This is a genomic window from Pseudomonas boreofloridensis, from assembly GCF_030580795.1.
GTDB classification, from domain to species: Bacteria; Pseudomonadota; Gammaproteobacteria; order Pseudomonadales; family Pseudomonadaceae; genus Aquipseudomonas; species Aquipseudomonas boreofloridensis.
Map to the genome: position 1 here is coordinate 39150 of NZ_JAUQOQ010000021.1, position 24384 is coordinate 63533.

At 66.4% G+C, this 24384-nt stretch carries 17 protein-coding genes; 10 read left to right on the top strand and 7 right to left on the bottom strand.

The window, feature by feature from the left end; translation table 11 throughout:
- Positions 1-4 precede the first annotated feature (4 nt).
- Positions 5-943 carry a Flp pilus assembly protein CpaB gene (gene cpaB / locus Q6A47_RS20235; RefSeq protein ID WP_304485192.1) on the bottom strand — a complete coding sequence of 313 codons (939 nt, stop codon included), beginning with the start codon at positions 941-943 and terminating at the stop codon, positions 5-7.
- A 285-nt stretch (positions 944-1228) separates the two neighbouring features.
- Here cpaB and Q6A47_RS20240 point away from each other — a divergent pair, with 285 nt between their 5' ends.
- Positions 1229-1411, top strand: coding sequence for a Flp family type IVb pilin (locus tag Q6A47_RS20240; RefSeq protein WP_304485193.1), 183 nt, complete (start codon positions 1229-1231; stop codon positions 1409-1411).
- A gap of 42 nt (positions 1412-1453) precedes the next feature.
- Positions 1454-1864 (top strand): response regulator, encoded by a 411-nt coding sequence (locus Q6A47_RS20245; RefSeq protein WP_029613639.1) that lies wholly within the window; start codon positions 1454-1456, stop codon positions 1862-1864.
- 18 nt (positions 1865-1882) lie between these two features.
- Here the strand turns inward: Q6A47_RS20245 and pbpC are convergent, their stop codons facing one another.
- On the bottom strand, positions 1883-4243 hold the full coding sequence (pbpC, locus tag Q6A47_RS20250) for a peptidoglycan glycosyltransferase PbpC (protein WP_304485194.1): 2361 nt from the start codon (positions 4241-4243) through the stop codon (positions 1883-1885).
- Positions 4244-4302: 59 nt separating this feature from the next.
- On the opposite strand from pbpC, the gene Q6A47_RS20255 reads away from it, so the two are divergent.
- Entirely contained in the window at positions 4303-4596 is a 294-nt protein-coding gene (locus tag Q6A47_RS20255; protein WP_039582982.1) for a hypothetical protein, read from the top strand.
- Positions 4597-4692: 96 nt separating this feature from the next.
- Here the strand turns inward: Q6A47_RS20255 and Q6A47_RS20260 are convergent, their stop codons facing one another.
- The gene (locus Q6A47_RS20260; RefSeq protein ID WP_304485195.1) at positions 4693-9594 is read right to left on the bottom strand and encodes an alpha-2-macroglobulin family protein; all 4902 of its coding nucleotides are present in this window, start codon (positions 9592-9594) and stop codon (positions 4693-4695) included.
- A 379-nt stretch (positions 9595-9973) separates the two neighbouring features.
- On the opposite strand from Q6A47_RS20260, the gene Q6A47_RS20265 reads away from it, so the two are divergent.
- Complete coding sequence (locus Q6A47_RS20265) at positions 9974-11311, top strand: MATE family efflux transporter (protein WP_304485196.1); 1338 nt, start codon at positions 9974-9976, stop codon at positions 11309-11311.
- A 168-nt stretch (positions 11312-11479) separates the two neighbouring features.
- On the opposite strand, the gene speA is transcribed toward Q6A47_RS20265, so the two are convergent.
- The 4 genes from speA to Q6A47_RS20285 all read right to left on the bottom strand — a co-directional run bounded on the left by speA (position 11480) and on the right by Q6A47_RS20285 (position 15754).
- Positions 11480-13393, bottom strand: a complete 1914-nt coding sequence (gene speA / locus Q6A47_RS20270; protein WP_029614350.1) for an arginine decarboxylase — start codon at positions 13391-13393, stop codon at positions 11480-11482.
- 154 nt (positions 13394-13547) lie between these two features.
- Positions 13548-13919: a translation initiation factor Sui1 gene (locus Q6A47_RS20275; RefSeq protein WP_029614351.1), complete on the bottom strand. Its 372-nt coding sequence runs from the start codon at positions 13917-13919 to the stop codon at positions 13548-13550.
- Between the two features lie 237 nt (positions 13920-14156).
- The gene (locus Q6A47_RS20280) at positions 14157-14690 is read right to left on the bottom strand and encodes an NUDIX hydrolase (RefSeq protein ID WP_029614352.1); all 534 of its coding nucleotides are present in this window, start codon (positions 14688-14690) and stop codon (positions 14157-14159) included.
- Positions 14687-15754: a DUF2333 family protein gene (locus Q6A47_RS20285; RefSeq protein ID WP_039582974.1), complete on the bottom strand. Its 1068-nt coding sequence runs from the start codon at positions 15752-15754 to the stop codon at positions 14687-14689. The genes Q6A47_RS20280 and Q6A47_RS20285 overlap by 4 nt, the downstream gene beginning before the upstream one ends.
- Positions 15755-16004: 250 nt before the next feature.
- Here Q6A47_RS20285 and Q6A47_RS20290 point away from each other — a divergent pair, with 250 nt between their 5' ends.
- From Q6A47_RS20290 to accC, 6 genes are all read left to right on the top strand, one after another.
- Entirely contained in the window at positions 16005-17621 is a 1617-nt protein-coding gene (locus Q6A47_RS20290; protein WP_304485197.1) for a diguanylate cyclase, read from the top strand.
- Positions 17622-17894: 273 nt separating this feature from the next.
- On the top strand, positions 17895-19742 hold the full coding sequence (locus Q6A47_RS20295; RefSeq protein ID WP_369811572.1) for a methyl-accepting chemotaxis protein: 1848 nt from the start codon (positions 17895-17897) through the stop codon (positions 19740-19742).
- Positions 19743-19845: 103 nt separating this feature from the next.
- A complete protein-coding gene (locus Q6A47_RS20300; RefSeq protein WP_039582970.1) occupies positions 19846-21609 on the top strand; it encodes a protein-disulfide reductase DsbD in 1764 nt (587 codons plus the stop codon).
- A 177-nt stretch (positions 21610-21786) separates the two neighbouring features.
- Positions 21787-22242 carry a type II 3-dehydroquinate dehydratase gene (gene aroQ, locus Q6A47_RS20305; protein WP_029614230.1) on the top strand — a complete coding sequence of 152 codons (456 nt, stop codon included), beginning with the start codon at positions 21787-21789 and terminating at the stop codon, positions 22240-22242.
- 107 nt (positions 22243-22349) lie between these two features.
- Complete coding sequence (gene accB, locus Q6A47_RS20310) at positions 22350-22811, top strand: acetyl-CoA carboxylase biotin carboxyl carrier protein (protein ID WP_295481599.1); 462 nt, start codon at positions 22350-22352, stop codon at positions 22809-22811.
- A 17-nt stretch (positions 22812-22828) separates the two neighbouring features.
- On the top strand, positions 22829-24184 hold the full coding sequence (accC, locus tag Q6A47_RS20315) for an acetyl-CoA carboxylase biotin carboxylase subunit (RefSeq protein WP_029614228.1): 1356 nt from the start codon (positions 22829-22831) through the stop codon (positions 24182-24184).
- Positions 24185-24384 lie beyond the last annotated feature (200 nt).

Sequence of the window (24384 nt, forward strand, 5' to 3'; positions counted from 1 at the left end):
CTGGTCATGGCGTCTGGTTGGCGTGGGCGGTCTTCGCCCCGCGAATGATCTGCATGCCCTGGGCCACGGCGCGCGCCGTCGTGGCCGGCGCGGGGGTACGGGACAACTGGTCGAAACGCAGGAGCTCGGCGGACGGTGCGGCGGGCGCTGGCGCGACATCGGCCCAGTAGTGCGCCAGGCGCTGTTCGTCGGCGCTGCGCACGGCCAGACGCAACGTGCCGACCTGGGCGGCAAGCATCATTCGGCTGGCCTGGGCCTCGGGCACGGCCAGGGTCACGGTGCGCGTGCTGGCCGCACGTGGCGCTTGCTGTTCCCGTCGGGCCTGTTGCTGCTCGGCGCTCTGCGCGGGCTGACCGTCGTTGGCCAGGCCCACCTGCTCGTTGACGCTGAGCACGCGCAGTGCCGACAACACCACCTGCGCCGACGCTTGCGGGTTGCGGTTTTCCTCACGCAGGTACAGCAACACGTCCACGTAGTCGCCCGGGTCCAGTTGCCCAGCCGCGCCCACCACCTCGTCCACGCCGAGGGTCACGGCACGTTCGTGGCTGCGGATCATCCGCGCCAAGGGTCCACCGCGCTGAAAGCTCGATTCGGCCAACCAACTGCCAGCGGCCAAGGGCCGGTCGCTGCTGCGCCCGAGCACCTGGTCGAAACGTTCGAAGGCACCGGCCGGTACCACCTGGAGGTGCTCGAGCAGCACGTCGTCTTCGCTCAGGGGCGTATTGGCAGGCAGTGCTCTGCGCAGCACCACGATCGGCGATCCGGTGGGTTCGGCGGCCGGGGCGGACAGCGCCGAGACGATTTCAGCGGCTGGCGCTGGAGGTGTGATTTCGACCGGATCGGGCAGCTCAGCGGGACGACTGAGCATCAGGCCCCAGTATCCGGCCAGCAAGGCGGCGAGCAAAAACGCCAGAGCAAGGAACAGGGTCGTGCGACTGCTCATATCCGCCTCCGTGCGAGTTGACCCGTGCTAGCAAAAAGGAACTATTTCGCTATTGCACGGTAGCGCAGCGCTCATCAATCGCCATGAGCGGCGGTCGTATTTTTTTTCGACTCTCATTCATCTGCTTGCAAAACAGGCAGTTAACTCACCCGAATGGGATTCAAACTTTAGTGCTAATACCTTCTTACATTTGCAGGCTGCGTCAGCTTGGCAATCCTGTGATGGCAAATGGACGTTATTCCGCCACGTCCTGACAGCAGCGCCGTGGGCGCAGGGAGCGATGCCATGCAATTGCAGCAGATCCTTCTACACTTGAAAAACTTCATCCGCCGCGAGGACGGTGCGTCGGGTATCGAATATGCGCTGATCGCCGCGATGGTCGCAGTGGTGCTGGTGCCGTTCGTACCGACCATCTCGACCAAGATCACAGCCCTGTTCACCTCCATCTCAGGAGCCCTGGGAGCGTGATCGACGCCTTGCGACCTTCTCTACGGCAACCAGGAGTCCATCATGCCGAACGCTTCCTCACGCCAGCAGATTCTCTTGGTGGACGACGAGGAAGACGCCTTGCTGGAGCTGGCTGAGCTGCTGGAAAACGAGGGTTTCACCTGTCACACCGCAACCTCGGTGAAAGTCGCGTTGCAGCAGCTCACCCGCTACCCCGACGTGGGCCTGGTCATCACTGACCTGCGCATGCCCGAAGAGAGCGGCATCGCCTTGATCCAGCGTCTGCGCGATCACACCGCGCGCCAGCACCTGCCGGTGATCGTCATGTCCGGGCATGCCGACCTCAACGACGTCAGCGACCTGCTGCGCCTGCAAGTGCTCGACCTGTTCCGCAAGCCGATCTACTACGCCCGCTTGCTGGAAACGCTGGACAACCTGTTCCCCAAGGTCTCGGTACAGGCGCTCAGGCGCTGAGCGGCGCCAGGCACGGCCTCACTCGCCCACCTGAAACTCCACCCGCGCGGTCTCGCCGCTCTCGTCCAGCGCACTGAGCTCCATGCGCCCGCGCTGCTCCAGGTGCAGGGCCAGGCTGTCCTGACCCTCGGTCTCGCCCAGCGGCGCGCCATTGAGGAACCACCAGCGCCGCCCAGCTCCACCCAAGGCCGACACTTGCACCTGCAAGGGCTCGTGGCTGGTCAACGGTCGGCGCAAGTGATCGCCGCCGCGTACGCCAACGATCGACAACGGCGGCGCGCTGGGCGGTACTTGCGGCGGGCAGTTGGGGTCGATCGCCGGCAGTCGCGCGCTGCGCCGCTCCACACGCGGCAACCAAGGCTCCAGCGGCGCCGGCCACAGGGCGATGTCCTGCGCCTGCGCGCCTGTACAACGGGCATCGACGCGCAGGCCGCGCTCATTGACCCAGACCGTTTCGCGCAGGCCCAGGCCCAACGGCTGGTCGGCCGCCTGCAAGGTCGGCGGCGTGGTGCCGTCGAGGGTCCAGGCGAAGCGCTGGCGGCGGCACTGCGGATCCTGGCGCTTCATCGGCTGCCCCAGCGGCCAGCAGATCGCGGCCACCCCGACACTGGCGGGCACGTTCTCCACCGGCATCGCGATACCGCGCTGGCGGTCGCGGTTGCTCAGCAGGTCGTGCACCTGCAGCATCAACGGCGCCGCCGACGCCAGGCCGAACTGGCCCGGCACCGGCGTGCCATCGGGACGGCCGATCCACACACCGATCAGGTAGCGCGGGCCGACGCCAATCGACCAGGCGTCGCGAAAGCCATAGCTGGTGCCAGTCTTCCAGGCCAGTTGCGGACGCTGCACCAGTTCGGCATGCGGATCGCGGTCCGGGCGCGCCTGACCACTGAGGATGCGCCGCACGATCCACGCCGCGCCTGGCGACAGCAGCGGCCGTTCCAACAGCGGGTCCTGCGGTTGCAGGCGGATCCGTGCACTGCGGCCCTGACGGGCCAGCGCGGCGTAGCCACCGACCAAGTCCTCCAGGCGACTGCCCGCACCGCCGAGAATCAGCGACAGGTTCGGCTCGGCCAAGGGCGGCAGCACCAACGGCACGCCGCCGATGCGCAGCTTCGCGGCGAAGCGCTTGGGCCCATAGGCCTCGAGCAACTGCACGGCCGGCAGGTTGAGCGACAGCGCCAGCGCCGAGCTGGCCGACACCGGCCCGCTGAAGCCCATGGAAAAGTTGCCGGGTCGATAGTCGCCGTAGCGTCGCGGCACGTCTTGCAACAGCGATTCGGAATGGATCAGGCCGTCGTCCATGGCCAGGCCATAGAGGAAGGGCTTGAGGGTGGAGCCGGGTGAGCGCAAGGCGTGGACCATGTCGACGTGACCGAAGCGCCGCTCGTCGCTCAGGTCGATGGAGCCGAGGTAGGCGCGCACCGCCATGGTCTGCGCCTCGACCACCAGTATCGCCGCCGAGGTGCGCTCGGGCAGACGCGCGCGCCAGCCCAGCAGCAGGTCTTCGAGGCGGCGTTGCAGGGTGGCGTCGAGGGTGGTGCGGATCAGCGGCGGGCTGTCTGGCGTGTTCAGCCGCCGCGCCAGCAACGGCGCCAGGGCCGGTTCCTGACGCGGCGCCAGCAGCAGCGGTTCCTCACGCGCCTCGGCGATGCGCTGCGCAGGCCACACCTGATAGTCGGCCAGGCGTTGCAGCACTTTGTCGCGGGCCTGCTGGGCACGCGCGGGATGGCGGTCCGGGCGCAGGCGGCTGGGCGCTTGCGGCAGCACTGCCAAGAGCGCGGCCTCGGCGGGCGTCAGGTGCTTGGGCGATTTGCCCAGGTAGGCCCAACTGGCGGCAGCGACGCCTTGCAAGGTGCCACCGAACGGCGCCCGGTCCAGATAGATCTGCAGGATCTCGCGCTTGGACAGGTGCCACTCCAACTGCGCCGTGCGCCAGAGCTGGCGCAGCTTGCCGGGCAACGTGCGGTCGTGCGGATCGAGCAGGCGAGCCACCTGCATCGACAGGGTGCTCCCCCCGGACACCACACGCCCGCCGCGCAGGTTCAGCCAGGCGGCGCGGGCCAGGGCCAGCGGGTTGACCCCCGGATGGTCGTAGAACCAGCGGTCCTCGTAGGTCAGCAGCGCCTCCAGGTACAGCGGCGAGACCTCCTCGGGGCTGACCGGGTAACGCCACACACCATCGCTGTCGGCGAAGCGCCACAGCGGCGTGCCCTCCTCGGCGAGCACCACCCGCGCCAGGTCGTCGCCCGGCATGGGCAGCGGCCACAGACGGTCGGCCAGCCACAGCAGGGCGGCCATCAGCAGGCTGGCGATCAGCATCGCGCGCAGCACCTTGCCCGCGCGAGTGTGCCCGCGCACTATGCGTGCGCCTGGCATTGGGAACCGACGCGCTCGGGCGATGGCCAAAGGCTGGGAACGATCATCAGGAAGCAGCTATGCATGTAGAAGGGTTTTTCGAGTGGCTGGGCCAAGCGCTGGGCGCGGTGATCAAATTCATCGTCGACCTCATGAGTGGCCTGTTCAACCTGCTGGCCAACGCCGGCGGCAATTTCATCGACGGTCTCTCGCGTACCTTGGGGATGGACACTTCGCTGGTCAGCATCCTGGCCCTGGTGGTCGGGCTGATGCTGCTGTATTCGGCGATCCGTGCATTCCTGCGGGCGTCGATCGTGATGGGCATCATTTGGCTGGTGCTGGGGTTGTGGGTGTTGAGCTGGATCATTCATTGAGAGGGCATGCCATTCATCCGCGAGGGCATCGGCAATGCCGATGTTCGCGGATGAACCACAGCGCCTACAGCGTGGCCTGACGATATTGCGCAGGTCTCAACGACCGCGCACCACCATCTCGCCCTGGCTATCACCCACCGCCTGCAGGTTAGGCCGGTACATCGACTCCACCTGCGGTGGCGGGATGCGGTAGCTGCCCGGCGTCACCGCCCGCGCCAGATACAGCAGGTGAGTGGTGCCGTAGCCGTCGAGCTTGAGCGCCGCGACATAGCGGTCGTCGCGGTACTCCTGGTGCACCACGCTGGCGTTCTGCATCGACTCGCGCCATTCCTTCACCGCGCTGCTGGCGTTGTCCAGGCTGGCGGCGCTCTGCGCCAGGTTCTGGTTTTCCAGCTCCAGGCCCGCCGGCAGCAGGTCCACCACCAGCGCATCCGGCACCGACTCCTGGGCCTTGAGCGCCAGGTGCACCAGCACCAGGTCGCCACTGCGCAGGTTACGCAGGTCCACATTCTGGCCGTTCATACCCAGGTACTCGCGGCGGATCTGCAGACCGTTGCTGCTGGGTGCAGGCGCTTGACGCGGGTAACCGGACAGCGTCAGTTGCTGGTACAGCGTGTCGCTGCTCTGGTTCTGCACGGTCAGCGGCGAGGCCAGCAACGGGCCGTCGAGCAGCATGCCCGAGTCGGCGTTGTCGAACTCGCGCACTTCTCCGGCGCTGTCCAGGCGCGCTTGCCACTTGCCTTCCGGCTTGCCCAACAGCCCGCGACCGGCGAGGAACAGCGCGTTGCGCTCCTGGGTCGACAACCAGCGGTTGGCGGCCAGTTCGTCGGACAGCGCGAACAGGCGCTGGTCGACCTGATCGGTCGCCAGGTTGTTTTCTTGCAACAAGGCGAGGATCAACGCCTGGTCGCGTACGGCGCTGCCGTAGTCGGCCAGCCAGCCCTTGCCGCGACCGATGGCCAGGCCCGCCTGCAAGGCTTGCTGGGCACGCGGCTTGTCGCCCATCTTGTCCAGCGCCACCGCCAGTTGCACCAGTGGCAGACCGGAGCGGGCATCGCTGCGGCGCTCGAACAGGCTGCGCAGCGCACCCAGGGGTGCCTGCTGGCTGCGTGCCAGGACCAGGCCGGCATAGGCCTGCACGGCGAAGCGGGTGTGCTCGGCGTTCTGGCTGTAGTCGACTTCGATCAGGTTGCGTTCCTGCAAGTAACGCAGCAGACGCTCATTGGCCTTCTTCAACGCCTCGGCGGGTACGCCGTAGCCCTGCTCGCGGGCGCGCAAGAGGAAGTCGGTAACGTACGCCGTCAGCCAGTACTCCTCCTCGCTGTCCGAACTCCATAGACCGAAGCTGCCGTTGTAGCGCTGCATGCCGAGCAGGTGCTCGATGCCCATCTCGATCTTGCGCTTGCGCACATCGGCCGGCTCGCCCTTGATGCCCAGGCGCTTGAGGCTGTCGGCATCGGCGTAGAGCGAGGGGTACAAGCCGCTGGTGGTCTGCTCCAGGCAGCCATAGGGATAGGCTTCGAGGGCACGGATCTGCTCGGCAAGGTTCAGCGGCGGACGGCTGGACAGCGCCAGGGTCGCCTCCAGGCCCGACGACTCGAACTGGGCCAGGTCGTTGTCCGGCAGGGTCCAGGGCTGGTCCTTCAAGGCCACGCGGTAGTGCTTGAGCATCGCCGGATAGGCCGGACGCACGCCCAGGGTCCATTCGCGCTCGAAGCCCTGGGCGTTTTCGCCCGGCAACTGCAGACCGTTGACGCGCACCTGCACCTTGCCCTGGCCCAGACCGCCACGGGCCTGCACCGGGATCATCAGCGTGGTGCGCTGGCCTTCGGCAAGGCTCAGGCTCTGTTGCGCAGGGCCGGTGAGGTCGAGCTGGCCGTCGGTGCTGACCTGCACGTCGAGCTGCTGGGCACGTCCGGACAGGTTGGCCAGGTCCAGCGCCAGGCGGGTCTGGTCGCCGCCGGCCAGGAAGCGCGGCGCCGACAGCTCGGCGATCAGCGGCGCGGCCACCACCGTCTTGCCCTCGGCCATGCCGAAGTGCTCGTCGGTCCAGGCCTGCGCCATCAGGCGCAGCTCGCCGTTGAAGTCGGGGATGTCGACCGTGGCCAGACCTTCGCCTTTGTCGTCGAGGGTCACCGGCAGGCTCTGCTGGGCGACGATGGTGACCGTGGTATTCGGGCGCTTGCCGCCCTTGGCCATGGCGGCGTCACCGCCGAACGCCAGGCTGGCCAGACGGCCCTGACCGGCTTCGATCAACTGGCCATAGATGTCCAGTTGGTCAGCGCCGTAGGCCTTGCGGCCGAACAGGCTGGCGAAGGGGTCAGGGGTCTTGAAGTCGGTGATGTTGAGAATGCCCACGTCCACCGCAGAGAGCAGTACATGCACCTGCTTGGGCACGCTGCCATCGGCGTTGACGGCTTTGATCTTCACGCTCAGCGGCTGCTTGGGACGCATCTTCTCCGGTGCCTGCAAGCTGACCGCCAGCTTGCGCTCGGCGCGGTCGAGCGGCAGGTGCAGCACGCCGACGGCGCGCTTGGGCGTGGCGTTGGCCTTGCGCTCGCCAGGGCGGATGACCAGGGCGCTGACGTACAGGTCGTGGCGTGCCCACTTTTTGTCCAGCTCGACCTCGAAGGTCTTGCCCTCGGCCGGCACGTCGATTTCCTGCCACCACAGTGGTCCGTCGCTGGATTCGATCATCAGGTAGCCGCTGCCCGCGGCCGGCGGCGTGACGGTGATCTTGGCCGTGGCGCCGTCGGCATAGGACGGCTTGTCCAGCGCCAGCTTCACCTGGTCGGGACGTACCGCGCCGCCTTCGGCGTTGTCCTGGGCGCGGTAGCCGGCCCAGAAGCGCTCGCTGGATACCAGGCCGGTCTGCGGGTCTTCGACTTCGACGCGGTACGGGCCCCACTCGACCGGGAAGGTCAGCTTGGCGGTGGAACCGGCCTTGACGCTGACGGTTTCCTCGCTCTGGGTGAGGAATTTCTCGTTGTAGTTGTAGCTCCAGCCGTCGTCCTGGGAGTAGTTCCAGTAATAGTCGCGGCGCTCGCGGATCAGCCGCACCTTGAGGTCGTCGGCGGCCAGTTTCTTGCCGTCGCGGTCGGCGACCAGCACTTCGAACTGCACCGGTGCGTCACTGTCGGTTTCCTCGCCGTCGAACAGACCGCGCAGGCCCGGCAGGCGCTCGGCCGGCCAGATCGGCTGCTCCAGACGGCGGGTGATCGGGCGACCGCCGGACTCCTGCAAGCTGGCCTGTACGGTCAATTGCAGCGGCGAACGGGCCTCGGCCCAGCGGCTTTCGATGTTCAGCGTGGCCTTGCCGGCCTGGTCGAGGGTGACTTCGTCCAGCTCCAGGTCCTGGGTCAGCTCGTCTTCGGTCACCGAACCGAACTGATAGCCGGGCAGCGCCGGCACGGCCTCGCGCAGCGGGCGCAGGTAGGCTTGGCCGCTGAGGCGGTTGCCGGCAGCCGGCGCGCCGTAGAGGTAGCGGCCGTTGACCTGGATGCGGGCGGTCTCTTCGGGGCTCAGCGGTGTCTTGCTGCCCTTGAGCTCCAGCGCCAGGCGCTCGGGGAGGAAGTCCTCGACGAGGAACTCATAGACCTGCTGGCGTCCGCCGCCAAGGTCCAGCAACAGTTGCCAACGGCCGGTCGGCGCCTCGGTCGCCAACTGCAGTTGGTACTGGAACAGACCGTTCGAGTCGGCCTCCCAGACGAACTTGCGGCTGACCTGTTCGTCGGGACGGCGCACTTCGACCGTGATCGGCTGGGCCTTGACCGGCTTGCCGTCCTGATCGCGCAGCAGGCCATTGAGCAGCACGGTTTCACCCGGACGATAAAGGTCGCGCGGGCCGAAGATGAAGAATTGCAGGGGGTTGGCCTGTGGGCCGGTGATGTCGAACTCGGCCAGGTCCAGCGCGGCGGTGGTCAGGCGCAGCAACGTGGTGTGCACGCCCTGGGTGGCGATCAGGGTGTCGGCCTTGGCGGTGATCGGCAACTGCGCGTGGCCCTTGCCGTCGGTCTTGGCCTGGGCCAGCAGCTTGCCTTTCTCGTCGTGCAACTCCAGCGTTACGTCGCCCAGCGCCTTGCCCCCTTCCAGCGCCTGGGTGAAGACGTCCAGGCGATCACGGTAGCGGTGCGCGGACAGGCCGATGTCGCTGAGGGTGAACAGCGTGGCGGGCTGCGAATAGTCGTAGGTGCCCGAGGCACGCATCACCGCCAGGTACACGCCCGGCTCTTGCAGCGGCTTGATGCCGGCGATGGGCAGCAGCACGGTTTCGCGGGTGTTGCGCGCGGGATTGAGGTCGAAGCGGCCGCTGTAGACCAGCTCGGCCATCTGCAGGGTTTCCTTGGACTGGTAGGCATACAGGCTGCTGTTGCGGCCCCAGTTGGCGAGGAAGCTGGAGAGTTGCTCGGGCTTGACGCGGAAGAACTCGACATCGACCTTGTCGACGTTCAGCGCGATCACCGGCAGGCCTTCGGCCAGGCGCGTGGGCAACAGCGAGCCGCGGCTGGCGAAGCCGACGGTGGGCTGCATGTCGCGGGTTTCCAAGCGGCTGACCGACTCGCTGGCCAGCGCCTTGCCGTTGACCGCCAGCAGGCCTTTATCCACTGTCAGGACCAGCTTGCGTTGCGGGTCCAGGTGGCGCAGGCGCAGCTCCATCTGGTTGTCGGAGAGTTCCCAGGCGCCGTCGAGCTTGCCCTTGACGGTGTCGACCAGGTGCACCTTGGCGGCGAAGTCCTGGTTGGCATCCAACGGCACCGAGAAGCTGATCGACAAGGCGCTGGCGCCATCGACCTGGACTTCGGAGACATCCAGCACCGCCAGTTCGCGATCAGCGTAGCGCTTGGCCAGCACTGCCGGGTCCTCACGCTTGGCCGCGCGGGGTTCGGCCGGAGCGGTCGCTGCCGGCTTCTCGGCTGGCACCGGGGTGTCCTTGGAAGAGGAATCACAGGCACTGAGCAAGGCCAGCGCGCACGCCAGCAACAATCCTTTGTTGAACATGGAAAGGGAACTCTTCGGCAGCGGGGTGATGAGGGCAGCAACTATAGCGCAACGTCGAGGCGTTGACCTCTCGACAAGTGGCAAGTGAGACCGCGGTCGCACGATTGGGTTGCCGGGCCGCTACAATGCGCCGGCCATACACCCAGGCGCCGCCAAGGCCCCACAGATCCGTAATGCGGTTCACTTAAGATCCGTATTGCTGGCATTGGGGCTGCTGCGCAGCCCATCGCGGCGCAAGGCCGCTCCCACAGGGTCCGTACAGCCCCCTGTTTCAGGGTTTGCGCGGACTTTGTGGGAGCGGCCTTGTGCCGCGAAAGGGCCGCGAAGCGGACCCAGCATTCTTCGAGTGAACAGCATGACCACAGATCCGGGAATCCCCATGTCGCAGTTGTCCACCGACTGGCAGCACCGCCTGACCCACCGCAAGGTCTGGGCCCTGGCCGCGCCGATGATCCTGTCGAACGTTTCGGTGCCGCTGGTGGCGCTGGTCGACAGCACGGTCGTCGGCCACCTGCCCCACGCCCACCAGTTGGGCGCGGTCGCCGTCGGCGCCACGCTGTTCACCTTCATGGTCGGCCTGATGGGCTTTCTGCGCATGGGCTCGACCGGCTTCGCCGCCCAGGCCGCCGGGCGCGCCGACGGTGCGGCGCTGCGCCAGGTGCTGGCGCAGGGCTTGCTACTGGCGTTGGCGCTGGCGTTGGTGGTCGGTTTGCTCGCCCTGCCCTTCAGCCAACTGGCGCTGCACGCGATGCAGCCCAGCCAAGCGCTGGGCAGCGCCACCGAGACGTTCTTCCATACGCGCCTGCTCGGCCTGCCGGCGGCGCTGGCCAGCTACGCCCTGGTCGGCTGGTTCCTCGGCACCCAGAACGCGCGGGCGCCGCTGGCGATCCTGTTGACCACCAACGTGCTGAACATCGCCTTGAACCTGTGGTTCGTGCTCGGCCTGGACTGGGGCGTGCTGGGCTCGGCGCGGGCCTCGGTGATCGCCGAATGGAGCGCCGCCCTGCTCGGCCTGGCGCTGACCCGGCCCGCGCTGCGCGCGCATCCCGGACGGATCGTCTGGTCAACGCTCACGCGCTGGCAGGCGTGGCGACCGCTGCTGTCGGTCAATCGCGATATCTTCCTGCGCAGCCTGGCGCTGCAACTGGTATTCCTGCTGATCGCCGTGCAGGGCGCGCGCCTGGGCGAGGCGACGGTGGCCGCCAATGCCCTGCTGCTCAATGGTCTGCTCCTGACCGCCTATGCCCTCGACGGCCTGGCGCATGCCGTGGAAGCCCTGTGCGGCCACGCCATCGGCGCGCGCGAGCGCGACACCTTGCGCCGCTCGTTGGTGGTGGCCTGCGGCGGGTCGCTGATCGTCAGCCTGCTGTTCGCCGCGGCGTTCCTGCTGGGCGGGCACCTGTTCATCGACCTGCAGACCAACATCGCCAGCGTGCGCGCAGCCGCTTACCCGTACCTGCCGTACCTGGCCCTGTTGCCGTTGGTGGCGGTGTGGAGTTACCTGCTCGACGGCCTGTTCATCGGCGCCACACGGGCCCGCGAGATGCGCAATGCGATGCTGGTATCGGTGGCGATCGCCCTGCCCGTGGCATTCGCCCTGCGCGGGCTCGGCAACCACGGGTTGTGGTTGGCGTTTCTCGGGTTCATGGGGTTGCGCGCGGTGACATTGGGGTGGGTGGGGTGGAGGTTGCAACGGCAACGGGGATGGGTTGGCTGATGCTGGACCCGCTGCACAGATCTTTCGCGGTACAAGGCTGCAACTGCAGTCCACAACTCGACTGGCGAGCTGTGCCAGCAACCTAGCGCGCACAACGGCTCCGAGACATAGATAGAACGGCTTCGGACCGGGAAGGGGCTGCACCGCAGCCCCACCTCACCTAGGCAATCAGGACGACAGATAAGACGAGCGAGTCAGCCCCAGACGCAAGGCGTCGAGGAACTGGGTGCGCTCACGTGCGCTGATCTTGGCGCTGGCCACCTTGTCGCGGTAATGGGTCATCAACTCCTCCGGCGACAGGTGCACGTAGCGCAGCATGTCTTCGATGGTGTCGTGGGTCTCGATACCGGCGTGGTACACGCTGCCGTCGGCGTTCTGGTAGATGTTCACCGAATCGGTGTCGCCGAACAGGTTGTGCATGTCACCGAGGATCTCCTGGTAAGCGCCGACCAGGAACACGCCCAGCAGATAGTCTTCGCCTTCCTTGACCGCGTGCACCGGCATGCTGGTCTCGATGCTCTGCTCGTCGACGTACTGGTTGATCTTGCCGTCGGAGTCGCAGGTCAGGTCCTGCAGCACCGCACGGCGCATCGGCTCTTCGTCCAGGCGGTGCAACGGAATGATCGGCAGGACCTGGCCGATGGCCCAAGTGTCGGGCAGGCTCTGGAACACCGAGAAGTTGCAGATGTATTTGTCGGCCAGCTTGTCGTTGAGCTCGTCCAGCACCTGGCGGTGCGAACGCTGGCGCGCCTTGAGCGAGTTGTGAAGGCGCCGGCACACGGCGAAGTAGCACTGCTCGGCCAGGGCTTTCTCGGCCAGGGTGAGCTTGCCGTCGGCGTACTGCGCCGCCACGTCGCCCATGTAGTGCGTGGCGCGCCAGTAGGTCTCGGTAACCATCTCGATGTCGGTCGGACCGAGCAGGTCCACCAGCCACTGCACGGTCTCGGGCAGCGCGGCCTTGTTCTCGATGGTCGGCACTTCGTCGTTGTGGCTTTCCACGTCGGTGACCTGGATCACCAGCATGGCGTGGTGCGCAGTCAGCGAGCGGCCGCTCTCGGAGAAGATGTGCGGATGCGGCAGGCCCTGCGCGTCGCAGAACTCCTTGAGCATGCCCACCACCACGCCGGCGTAGTCGTCCATGTCGTAGTTGATCGAGCTGGCGTTGCGCGAGTGGGTGCCGTCATAGTCGACGCCCAGGCCCCCGCCCACGTCGATGTGATCGACCGGCAAGCCCAACCCACGCAGTTCGCCGTAGTAACGAATCGCTTCCTTGAAGCCGTGCTGGTAGTCGGCCAGGTTGGCGATCTGCGAGCCCATGTGGAAGTGCAGCAGGCGAATGCCCTGATCCAGCCCCGCCTCGCGGAAGCGCGCCACCACCGACAGCAACTGCGCCGCCGACAGACCGAACTTGGACTTCTCCCCCCCGGTGTCGGCCCACTTGCTCGACGCCAGTGACGACAGGCGCACGCGCAGCCCCACCTGCGGCTTGACCTTGAGCTCGGCGGCTTCCTCGATCACCAGGGCGACCTCGGACTCCTTCTCGATGACGATGAACACGTTGTGGCCCAGCTTCTGGCCCATCAACGCCAGACGGATGAACTCGCGGTCCTTGTAGCCGTTGCAGACGATGGTGCCGCCCTTGGGCGCCAGCGCCAGCACCGCCAGCAGCTCAGGCTTGGAGCCGGCTTCGAGGCCGATGGAGACGTTCTGGGTGGCGATGATGTTCTCCACCACCGCTTCCTGCTGGTTGACCTTGATCGGGTACAGCGCGGTGTACTGGCTCTGGTATTCCAGGCGCGCGATGTTGGCGTCGAAGGCACCGGTCAGTTGGCGCACGCGGTCCTGCAGGATGTCCGGGAAACGCACCAGCAGCGGCAGCGACAGGCCGCTCTGACGCAGCTCCTCGACCTGTTCGAAGAGGTCGATCGGCGAGCTGTCCGGGCCGTTGGGGCGCACTTCGACGCGCCCGGCATCATTGATGGCGAAATAGCCAGCACCCCAGTGGCGGATCCCGTAAACACTGCGGCTGTCGGCCACGGTCCATTGGCTGCCATCGTCTTTGCGTGTGCGTCGTACGGACATTCAAGTCCCCTGTCGATAAGTTCTGGACACTGCCCCGCCTGGGAGGCGCGCGCAGTATGAAAGCTGAAGATGACGATTCGTCCGTCTGCGGCGGTAGACCCTGACCGCAGGAACGAGTTTAGAAAGCCACGGGCGAAAAATCCTCGTCGCGGGGTCAGCCGCCGGACTTCTTCGCCTTGAAACCCTGCTTGAGCAATTCGCCGAGCAGCAGTTCGACATGATCGCCCTGGATCTCGATGACGCCGTCTTTCAGGGCGCCACCGGTGCCGCAGCGACGCTTGAGGGTGCTGGCCAGTTCCTTGAGCTGATCGAGCGGCAGCGGCACGCCGCTGATGGTGGTGACGGTCTTGCCGCCACGCCCTTTGCTTTCGCGGCGCACGCGGGCGATGCCATCGCCTTCGGGCACGGCCTGCTGCTTGCAGACACAGGCATCCACCGGCTGGCTGCAGTCGGGGCAATGCCGACCGGCGTCGGTGGAAAACACGAGACCGCCGAGGGCGGAAAAGGAAGAAGCTTTCTTGGCCACTTTTGTTCCTCTTGCTGAGGACAAAAACTGGTCGGCTCGCAGCATCGCTGGACCGACCGCGAAGCCCCACTCTGGCAGGGGCGGCGCTACTGTCGCAGATGCGGCGACAGCCCGAAAAGGGCGCGCAGTGTAACGGTAAATCGATGGCTTGCTAAGTAGCGGATTGCGGCATTTTCCACGCGTTATGCGACGCCCTGTTCAGGAGGTGGACGCCCCGCGCTGCCGATACCAGCGCTGTCACGAACTGGCCTTGAACCGCTGCAACGCCACCAGCGAATCCGGGCAGTAATCCTTCACTCGGCTCTCGGCCTCGGCCTGGGCCACGCTGATGAAGCGCGCCTCCATCACCTCTTCAGGCTGCAAGCGCAACGGCGCATCGGATACGGCCGAGTACACCGCGCACCACAGCCGGTTGCCCGGCTGGTCGAAATAGAACTTCTCATGGAAGCGCAACGGTACATCCGCGATGCCCAATTCCTCACCAAGCTCTCGCGCTGCCGAGGCGTCGTAGCTTTCGCCCGCCCCCACCATGCCGCCGGCCGCCACATCCCAGAAGCCGGGATACAACGCTTTGCTCAAGGTGCGCCGGTGCACGCACAGCTCGCCTCGGCTATTGAACAGCAGGATGAAGGTACAGCGACCGATCAGCCCGCGCTCGCGCAACTCGGCCCGGGGCAGCGCGCCCAAGCAGCGATCCTGGGCATCGACCCAGGCCACCGACTCGGCGTCCGAAGCCGCACGGTGCGCGGCTTCGTCAGGGCTCAGGGTCATCCTTGCGAGAGCAACTGGCGCAGGTCGATCACGGCGGCGTTGGCCCGGGAAATGTAGTTGGCCATCACCAGCGAGTGGTTGGCCCACATGCCGAAGCCGCTGCCGTTGAGCACCATCGGGCTCCACAGCGGTTCCTGCGACGCTTCCAGCTCGCGGATGATCTGCCGCACGCTGACCGTCGCGTTCTTCTTCGCCAGTACGTCGGCGAAGTCCACTTCGATGGCGCGCAGCAGGTGCGACAGCGCCCAGGCCTGGCCACGGGCTTCGTAGAACACGTTGTCGATCTGCAGCCATGGCGTCTCGACGATTTCCTCGTCGACCTGCGGCGCCTGGCCGGCCTGCACGGTTTCGGTCTTCAGGTTGCTGTTGAGCTTGACCCGGCCGACGCTGGCCGACAGACGCTGGGACAGCGAACCCAGGCGCGTGGCCACGTCGCCCAGCCAGTTGTTGAGGTTGTCGGCACGGGTGTAGAAGATCGCGCCCTTGTCGCCAGCGGCCAGGCGCGCCTGGTAGCGGCTAAGCGACTTGATGCCTTCCTCGAACTCCGACTCGCTGGACGGCAGGATCCAGCTCTTGTAGTCGAAGTTGAAGCGCGGTTCGGCCTTGGCCAGGTCGGCGTCTTCGGTGGATTGCGATTGCGAACGGGCGAAGTCCTTGCGCAGCGCGCGCGACAGGTCACGTACCTGGACCAGCACGCCGTATTCCCAACTCGGCATGTTGTCCATCCACAGGCCTGGCGGGAAGCGGTCGTTGGCGATGTAGCCACCGGGCTTGTCGAGCAGCGTGGCCGCGACGGTCTTCAGGGTCTCGGTGGTGGTGTAGCCGATCACCATCTGCTGGCCGTTGCGCTGGGCAGCGGCCTGGGCATTCTGCTGCACCGGGAACAGCGCCGGTTCCTGGCTCCAGTACCAGCCAAGACCGATGCACACCACCAGGTACACACCGATCAGGATAAGCAGGGCGCGGCTCCAGAGGCCGCCGAAGTAGCTACGGGTGGCGGCGCCACGGCCGTCGGCGCGCTCGCGCCGCTCGGCCTTGGCCTCGCGGTTTTTCCAGTCCAGCATGGCGTTGTCCTTAATCAAACATGAGGGTTCAGGGGCTTGGACCACAGGCCCGTGCCAGGGTGCCACGGCAAGCCTGCACCTGGGCACTATAAAGCAGACGCCGCCATGCGCATAAGCGACCCACGAGTCGCAAACTGAATGGACGGGCGTGAACGCTTTGTTGATCCGCGGCACTCACGGGTCGGACGAGAGCTGCTAGCATAGAGCCATCATTGAACCTGCATACCTCTTTCCAACAAGCAGACAGGACATGACCGGACACGCCGAGCCCAGCCACGAGCGCTTGCGTCAACACTTCGCCCAGCGGGTCATCCACCAGGCTCGACAGATGCTGGAGACCTGGCAACGCCTGCAACGCGGCGAATGGTCGAGTGCCGGACTGGGCGAGCTGAGCGATGCCAACCTGCGCCTGCAGCGCTACGCCGAGCGCTTCGAGCAGGCCGAACACATCGGCCTGGCGCAGGCCATCGGTCAGACCCTGGAGGCTATCGAAGCCAACAGCGCGCGCCTCAACTCGCAACTGATCGGTGAGCTCAACCGCCTGATGCAGCGCCTCTCGCGCACAGGCCTGCGCCAGGGCGACCAGCTCGACAGCGTGCACTTGCCGGCCGTGCGCAAGCCCGTGCATATCCTGCTGCAGGACGCCGAGCGCGCCGAGCGCCTGGCCCAGCAACTGGCGTTCTTCGGCCTGAGCGCACAAGCCCTGGACAGCGGCGAGGCCTTGCGCGCGGCGCTGAGCGAGCACCTGCCGGCGGCGATCGTCATGGACGTGGATTTCGCCGGTCCCGGCGCCGGCCTGCGCCTGGCGGCCGACGCCCAGCACGGTCTGCAAACGCCCATCCCACTGTTGTTCTTCAGCCTGCACGAAGCCGACACCCCCACGCGCCTGGCAGCGGTGCGGGCTGGCGGCCAGGAGTTCCTCACCGGCACCCTGGAAGCGTCGAGCCTGCTGGAGAAAGTCGAACTGCTCACCAGCGCCACCCAGTACGAGCCGTTCCGCGTGCTGGTCATCGACGACTCGCGGGCCCAGGCGCTGAACACCGAGCGCCTGCTCAACGGCGCCGGCATCATCACCCGCACCCTCATCGAGCCGATGCGCGCCATGGCCGAACTGGCGGACTTTCAGCCCGACCTGATCATCCTGGATATGTACATGCCCGACTGTACCGGCGTGGAACTGGCCAAGGTGATCCGCCACAACGACCGCTACGTCAGCGTGCCGATCATCTACCTGTCGGCCGAAGACGACCTGGACAAGCAGCTCGATGCCATGAGCGAGGGCGGCGACGACTTTCTCACCAAGCCGATCCGCGCCCGCCACCTGATCACCACCGTGCGCAACCGCGCCGCCCGCGCCCGCCACCTCAAGGCGCGCATGGTCCGTGACAGCCTGACCGGGCTGTACAACCACACCCACATCCTGCAACTGCTCGAAGACTGCAGCTTCCGCGCCCGCCGCGAGCAACGGCCGCTGAGCTTCGCCATGCTCGACATCGACCACTTCAAGAAGATCAATGATCGCCATGGCCATCCCATGGGCGACCGCGTGATCAAGAGCCTGGCGTTGTTTCTCAAGCAGCGCCTGCGCAAGACCGATTTCATCGGCCGCTACGGCGGCGAAGAATTCGCCATCGTCATGCCTGACACCGGGCTGGACGCCGCGCACAAGGTGCTCGACCAGATCCGCCAGCGCTTCGCCGAAATCCACTACCCCGCCCAGCCTCAGGACCTGCAATGCACCTTCAGTGCCGGTGTGGTGCAGCTCGACGAAGCGCTCGATGCCCTGAGCATGGCCAGTGCTGCGGACGAGGCGCTGTACCGGGCCAAGCATGCCGGGCGCAATTGCGTGATGCGGGTCGAGCCGTAAGCGCCCACGGCGTTTCCTGCACAGCCATCGGCCACGACGCCAGCCATACCAGCAATGTGCCACTTTTTTATGGCGCCAAGCCTCCGGCGTCATCACGGCGTCACAAAATCGCAATAACTTCAGCCACCTACCTCACCATTGCCCAGGAAGTTAGCGGCTATGCGCCTGAAGTGGCTGACCAATTTCAACACCCTCTTGCTGGTGGCCGTGTGCTTTGCCCTGGGCGCGACCCTGTGGTGGTCGCAGCGCGCACTGGAGCGCCCCTACCAGCTGATGGAGCGCTACCTGAGCCTGTCTCAGCAGTTCCAGAACCAGGCCGCCGACAATATCCAGGTCTACCTGGCCAGTGGCGACGCCCTGCGCCATGCCGCCGCCACGGAGGCCACCCGGCACCTGCACGAGGCGCTGGCCCAGTGGCCGGAGGATCTGGCCGCGCAACTGCGGCCCAGCCTCGACGGCCTGCAGGCGTTCACCGCCAACGAACTGCTGGCCGCTGGCAAACTGGCCGGCGACCCGCAAGCGCTGCTGCTGCAAGCCGAGCGCGAACTGGGGGCCAACTTTGAACAACTGGCCGGCTACGCCCGTGACAGCGGCAGCGCCGAGGCGCCGCGCTACCTGACACCCCTGCTGGACGCCTCGCTGCACCTGGGCCGCCTGGCGCTGGCCCGCGACAAACTGGTCAGCAGCGGTCGCGCCGAGCTGGCCGACGAGGTGGAACGCGAGCTGCAGCAGATCCGCGCCCAGGCCCAGCTCATCGACGCCCTGCCGCTGCTGGGGGTGACCCGCGCCGCCGAGTCCGGCGCCGACGACTTCGCCGCGATGATGGGCCTGCAAAGCCAGGCCAACGAACGCCAGGAAGATGTCGCCGTCGGCCTCAAGCGCGAACTGCAAAGCCTGCTCGGCCGTTACCCCGCCGAGCTGCAACGCACCCGCGAACAGATCGAGCGCCGCGCCGCGCTGGCCGCCAGTACCCGCGAACGTATCGATGCCGTGCAGCAGGCCATCGCCGCACTGGAGCCGCAGGTGCGTGGCCAGCACGCGAAGATCGCCGCCGAAGTGCGGCTCACCCAGGGCGTGATGATCGGCCTGATCCTGCTGATCGCACTGCTCATCGACACCCTGCAACGGCGCCTCACCCGCACCCTCACCAGCCTGGCACCGGCTCTGTCACGCTGGGCCGAAGGCGACTTCGGCCAGCCCGTGGAACTGGGCCGTACCAACCTCGAACTGCACGAGATCCAGGCCTCGCTGAACCGTCTGCGCCAGTACTTGGTGACGCTGGTGGGCACCTTGCGCGACAACGCCGAACAGGTCGCCGGCAGCAGCCACGCCCTGGCCGGCATGAGCACGGCGCTGCACGACGGTGCCGAACGCCAGGCCGGCGACACCGCGCAGATCCGCGACGCCCTGGGCGAACTGGAAGCGACCATCCAGCAGGTGGCCGGCGATGCCAGCGCAGCCGCCGACGCCAGCCGTGACGCTGGTCGCGCCGTGGAGCACGGCCAGGCGGTGATCGGCGACAGCCTGTCGGGGCTGCGTGCGCTGGTCGACGAGGTGCAGGGCAATGCTCAGCTGATCGAGCAACTGGCGGCGGAGTCGGCGACCATCGGTGGCGTGCTGACGGTGATCCGCGCCATCGCCGAGCAGACCAACCTGCTGGCGCTCAATGCCGCCATCGAGGCGGCCCGTGCCGGGGAGATGGGCCGCGGCTTCGCCGTGGTGGCCGACGAGGTGCGCTCGCTGGCCCAGCGCACCACCGGCGCCACCGGCGAAATCCAGGTGCTGATCGACCGCCTGCAACAGGCCGCGCGCGAATCGGTCAGCGGCATGCGCACCCAGCTCGAACATGCCGAGGCCACCGCCAGCCAGGCGCAGATGGCCGACGGTGCGCTGGACGAGATCGTCAGCGCCATTCGCACCATCGCCGACACGGCGGTGCGCATCGCCGATGTGACCGCCCAGCAGAGCGGCGCGGTGAGCGAGATCCGTGACCACAGCGAGCGTATCCATGCACTGGGCGAAGACAACCTGCAGCGTATCGGCGAAGGTCGCCAGCAGAGCGAGCAACTGCTGCAGCTCGGCGGCGAACTGAACCAGGCGGTCGGCGCGTTTCGCGTGTAAGCGCCCTGGGGTGCGGCGCTTCGCCGCCGCGCCCAGCCCGATCGCCCCCAGCCGCTGCCAACTCCGCTATCATGCCGGCCACGTTCCACCTCGCGAGTCCGCCATGCGCCGCTTGTTTTTCCTGCTGTTCCTGCTGCTGGCCGGCCCCAGCTTCGCCTCGGGCCTGCTCGACAACCGCCCCAGCGCCACCCTGGGCGCCGCCTCGCTGTCCAACAGCGCCGACTTCCTGCCGGTCCACGAAGCCTTCAAGCTGGAACTGCTCCAGGCCGATGCGCAGTCGATCAAGTTGCGCTTCGTCGCCACCGAGGGCTACTACCTCTATCGTCACCGCTTCCAGGTGCGCAGCGAGCCAGGCGACATCGCCCTGGGCAGCCCACGCATTCCCCAGGGCGAAGCCAAGCACGACGAGTTCTTCGGCGACGTCGAGGTGTACCACGGCATCGTCGACATCGAAGTGCCGCGCACCGACCCACGCGCCTTCACCTTGCTGGTGGGTTATCAAGGCTGCGCCGACAAAGGCCTGTGCTATCCCCCGGAAACCGCGCGCCTGAGCATTCCGGGAGAGGGCGCGGCGAACGCCGCCAGTGCCACCGAACGGCTCGATTGGCAGGCGCTGCTACTGTTCTTCCTCGCCGGCCTCGGCCTGACCTTCACCCCCTGCGTGCTGCCGATGCTGCCGATTCTGTCCGGTGTGGTGCTGCGCGGTCAGGTGGGCGGTTGGCGCGGCTTGAGCCTGTCGCTGGCCTACGTGCTGCCGATGGCCGCCAGCTTCGCCGGACTCGGCGCGTTGATGGGGCTGTTCGGCGCCAGCCTGAACCTGCAAGCACGCCTGCAATCGGCCTGGGTGCTGGTGCCCTTTGCGTTGTTTTTCGCGGTGTTCGCCCTGGCCATGTTCGGTCTGTTCGAACTCAAGTTGCCGCACGCCCTGAGCCAGCGCCTGGACCGGGTGGCACGCGGCACGCGCGGCGGATCACTGCTGGGCGCTGCGGTGCTCGGGGTGCTCTCCAGCCTGCTGGTCTCGCCCTGCGTGTCGGCGCCGTTGGCGGGCGCCCTGCTGTACATCAGCGCCAGCGGCGATGCCGTCGGCGGCGCCCTGAAACTGTTTGCCCTAGGCCTGGGCATGGGCGCACCGCTGCTGCTGGTGGCGACCGGCGGCGCGGCCTGGCTGCCCAGGAGCGGGCCATGGCTGAACAGCGTGAAGAACGTCATCGGCGTGCTGTTGCTGGGCGTGGCCATCGGCCTGCTCAGCCGCGTGCTGCCCGGGCCGCTGACGCTGCTGCTGGTCGGCCTGCTGGCCGCTGGCGTGGCACTGTTCCTCGGCGCGCTGGAGTTCGTGGTCAAGTCGCCGCGTCAGCGTCTGGCGCAGTTGCTCGGCCTGCTGTGCCTGGTCTACGCCCTGGCCTGCTGGTACGGCGCATTGGCCGGTCAAGGCGACCCACTGCGGCCGCTGCCGCCGCCCGCGTCTGCCGCCTCGGCGGCGCCTGAGCAGGCCGATGCCTGGCAGACCCTCACCACCCCCGCCGCGCTGGACGCGGCCCTGGCCCAGGCCAAGGCGGCCGGCCAGCCGGTGCTGCTGGACTGGTACGCCGACTGGTGCATCAGTTGCAAAGTGATCGAGAAGGACGTGCTCGGCGCCGCCCAGGTCCAGCCGATGCTGTCCGGCTTCAAACGGCTGCGCTTCGATATCACCGCCAGCAGCGCCGAACAGCGCAGCCTGCTCGACCGCTACCGACTGTTCGGCCCACCGGCGATGCTGTTCTTTGCCGCGAACGGCGGCGAAATGACCACTGATCGGGTGATCGGCGAGGTGAATGCCGAGGAATTTGCGACGATTCTGACGCGCGTGCGCGGCAAGTTGGGGCTATAACGTCCCACAGCGGCGTTTTTGTCCCACGAAAGTGACCAAACCCAGGCTTGCAGTCACATACTTTGCCCGAACCTCGGTCAACGTGCTGGCTATTGCGGGGAACTGGACACTGCCACCGACTTGCGGCATAGTCGCCGCGCTATGTCGAATTGCCCTACAAAACCAAGGAATACGCAGATGGCCACCCTACTGGTGCTGCACGGCCCTAACCTGAACCTGCTCGGCACCCGCGAGCCAGGCGTCTACGGCGCTGTCACCCTCGCCCAGATCAACCAGGACCTCGAGCAGCGCGCACGCGCCGCCGGCCACCATCTGCAGTACTTGCAGAGCAATGCCGAATACGAGCTGATCGACCGCATCCATGCGGCGCGCCAGGAAGGCGTGGATTTCATCCTGATCAATCCGGCAGCGTTCACCCACACCAGCGTCGCATTACGTGACGCATTGCTCGCAGTGAGCATCCCATTCATCGAAGTGCACCTCTCCAACGTGCACAAGCGTGAACCGTTCCGTCACCACTCCTACTTCTCCGACGTGGCTGTAGGTGTGATTTGCGGCCTGGGCGCCAGCGGCTACCGCTTGGCCCTGGAGTCGGCCCTGGAACACCTGGCTGCCAACGCACAGCCCCGATGACACGCGGTTCAGGTCGATGGACCTGGCCCTGAAAGCACTACGAAGAAACGTTTTCGACACGTTTTCACATTTTAAGTCCCCGACCGAATCCTGGGAGTTGCTGATTAATGGATATCCGTAAAGTCAAAAAGCTGATCGAACTGCTGGAAGAGTCCGGCATCGACGAACTGGAGATCAAGGAAGGCGAAGAGTCCGTTCGCATCAGCCGTAACAGCAAAACCCCTGCCGGCGCCCAGTACTTCGCCGCGCCAGCGCCGATGGCCGCACCGGTTGCCGCCCCTGCCCCTGCCGCCGCCGCTGCACCGGCCGCCGAAGCCGCAGCGCCTGCCCTCAAAGGCACCGTGGTCCGCTCGCCGATGGTCGGCACCTTCTACCGCAAGCCATCGCCGACCTCGCCGAACTTCGCTGAAGTGGGCCAGACCGTGAAGAAAGGCGACACCCTGTGCATCGTCGAAGCCATGAAGATGATGAACCACATCGAAGCCGAAATCGGCGGTGTCATCGACGCCATCCTGGTAGAAGACGGCCAGCCGGTTGAGTTCGACCAGCCGCTGTTCACCGTCGTTTGAATCGCGGAGAGCCAACGATGTCTGGGAAGCTCGAAAAAGTCCTGATCGCCAACCGTGGGGAAATTGCCCTGCGGATCCTGCGTGCCTGCAAAGAGCTGGGCATCAAGACCGTCGCGGTGCACTCCACCGCCGACCGTGAACTGATGCACCTGGGCCTGGCAGACGAGTCGGTCTGCATCGGCCCTGCATCGTCCAAGGATTCCTACCTGCATATTCCGGCGATCATCGCGGCCGCCGAAGTCACCGGCGCCACGGCGATCCACCCGGGCTACGGCTTCCTGGCTGAAAACGCTGATTTCGCCGAGCAGGTGGAAAAATCCGGGTTCGCCTTCATCGGCCCCAAAGCCGACACCATTCGCCTGATGGGCGACAAGGTGTCGGCCAAGGACGCCATGATCAAGACCGGCGTGCCTACCGTGCCGGGCTCCGACGGCCCGCTGCCGGAAGATGAAGAGACCGCACTGGCCATCGCCCGTGAAGTCGGCTATCCGGTGATCATCAAGGCCGCTGGCGGCGGCGGTGGTCGCGGCATGCGCGTGGTGCACAAGGAAGAGGACCTGATTGCCTCGGCCAAGCTCACCCGTACCGAAGCCGGTGCAGCCTTCGGCAACCCGATGGTGTACCTGGAGAAGTTCCTGACCAACCCGCGCCATGTGGAAGTCCAGGTCCTGTCCGACGGCCAAGGCAACGCGATCCACCTGGGCGACCGTGACTGCTCGCTGCAGCGCCGTCACCAGAAGGTGCTGGAAGAAGCGCCAGCTCCCGGCATCGACGAGAAAGCCCGCCAGGAAGTGTTCAAGCGCTGCGTGGACGCGTGCATCGAGATCGGCTACCGCGGTGCAGGTACTTTCGAGTTCCTGTACGAGAACGGCCGCTTCTACTTCATCGAGATGAACACCCGCGTCCAGGTCGAGCACCCGGTCTCGGAAATGGTCACCGGTGTCGACATCGTCAAGGAGATGCTCAGCATCGCCGCAGGCAACAAGCTGTCGTTCCGCCAGGAAGATATCGTCGTCCACGGCCATTCGCTGGAATGCCGGATCAACGCCGAAGACCCGAAGAAGTTCATCCCGAGCCCAGGCACGGTGAAGCACTTCCATGCACCAGGCGGCAATGGCGTACGTGTCGATTCGCACCTGTACAGCGGCTATTCGGTCCCGCCGAACTACGACTCGCTGATCGGCAAGCTGATCACCTGGGGCAAGGACCGCGACGAGGCCATGGCCCGTATGCGCAATGCCCTGGACGAAATCGTCGTCGATGGCATCAAGACCAATATCCCGCTGCACCGCGACCTGGTGCGCGATGAAGGGTTCTGCAAAGGCGGCGTGAACATCCACTACCTCGAGCACAAACTGGCCAACCAGGAGTGATCGCGTTAGCGTGATGGACCCGAACCCCGGACGCGTTCCGTAATGCTGTTCACTTAATATCTGTATTGCTGGAATTAGGGCTGCTGCGCAGCCCATCGCGGCGCAAGGCCGCTCCCACAGGGTCCGTACAGCCCCATGTTTCAGGGTTTGCGCGGACTTTGTGGGAGCGGCCTTGTGCCGCGAAAGGGCCGCGAAGCGGA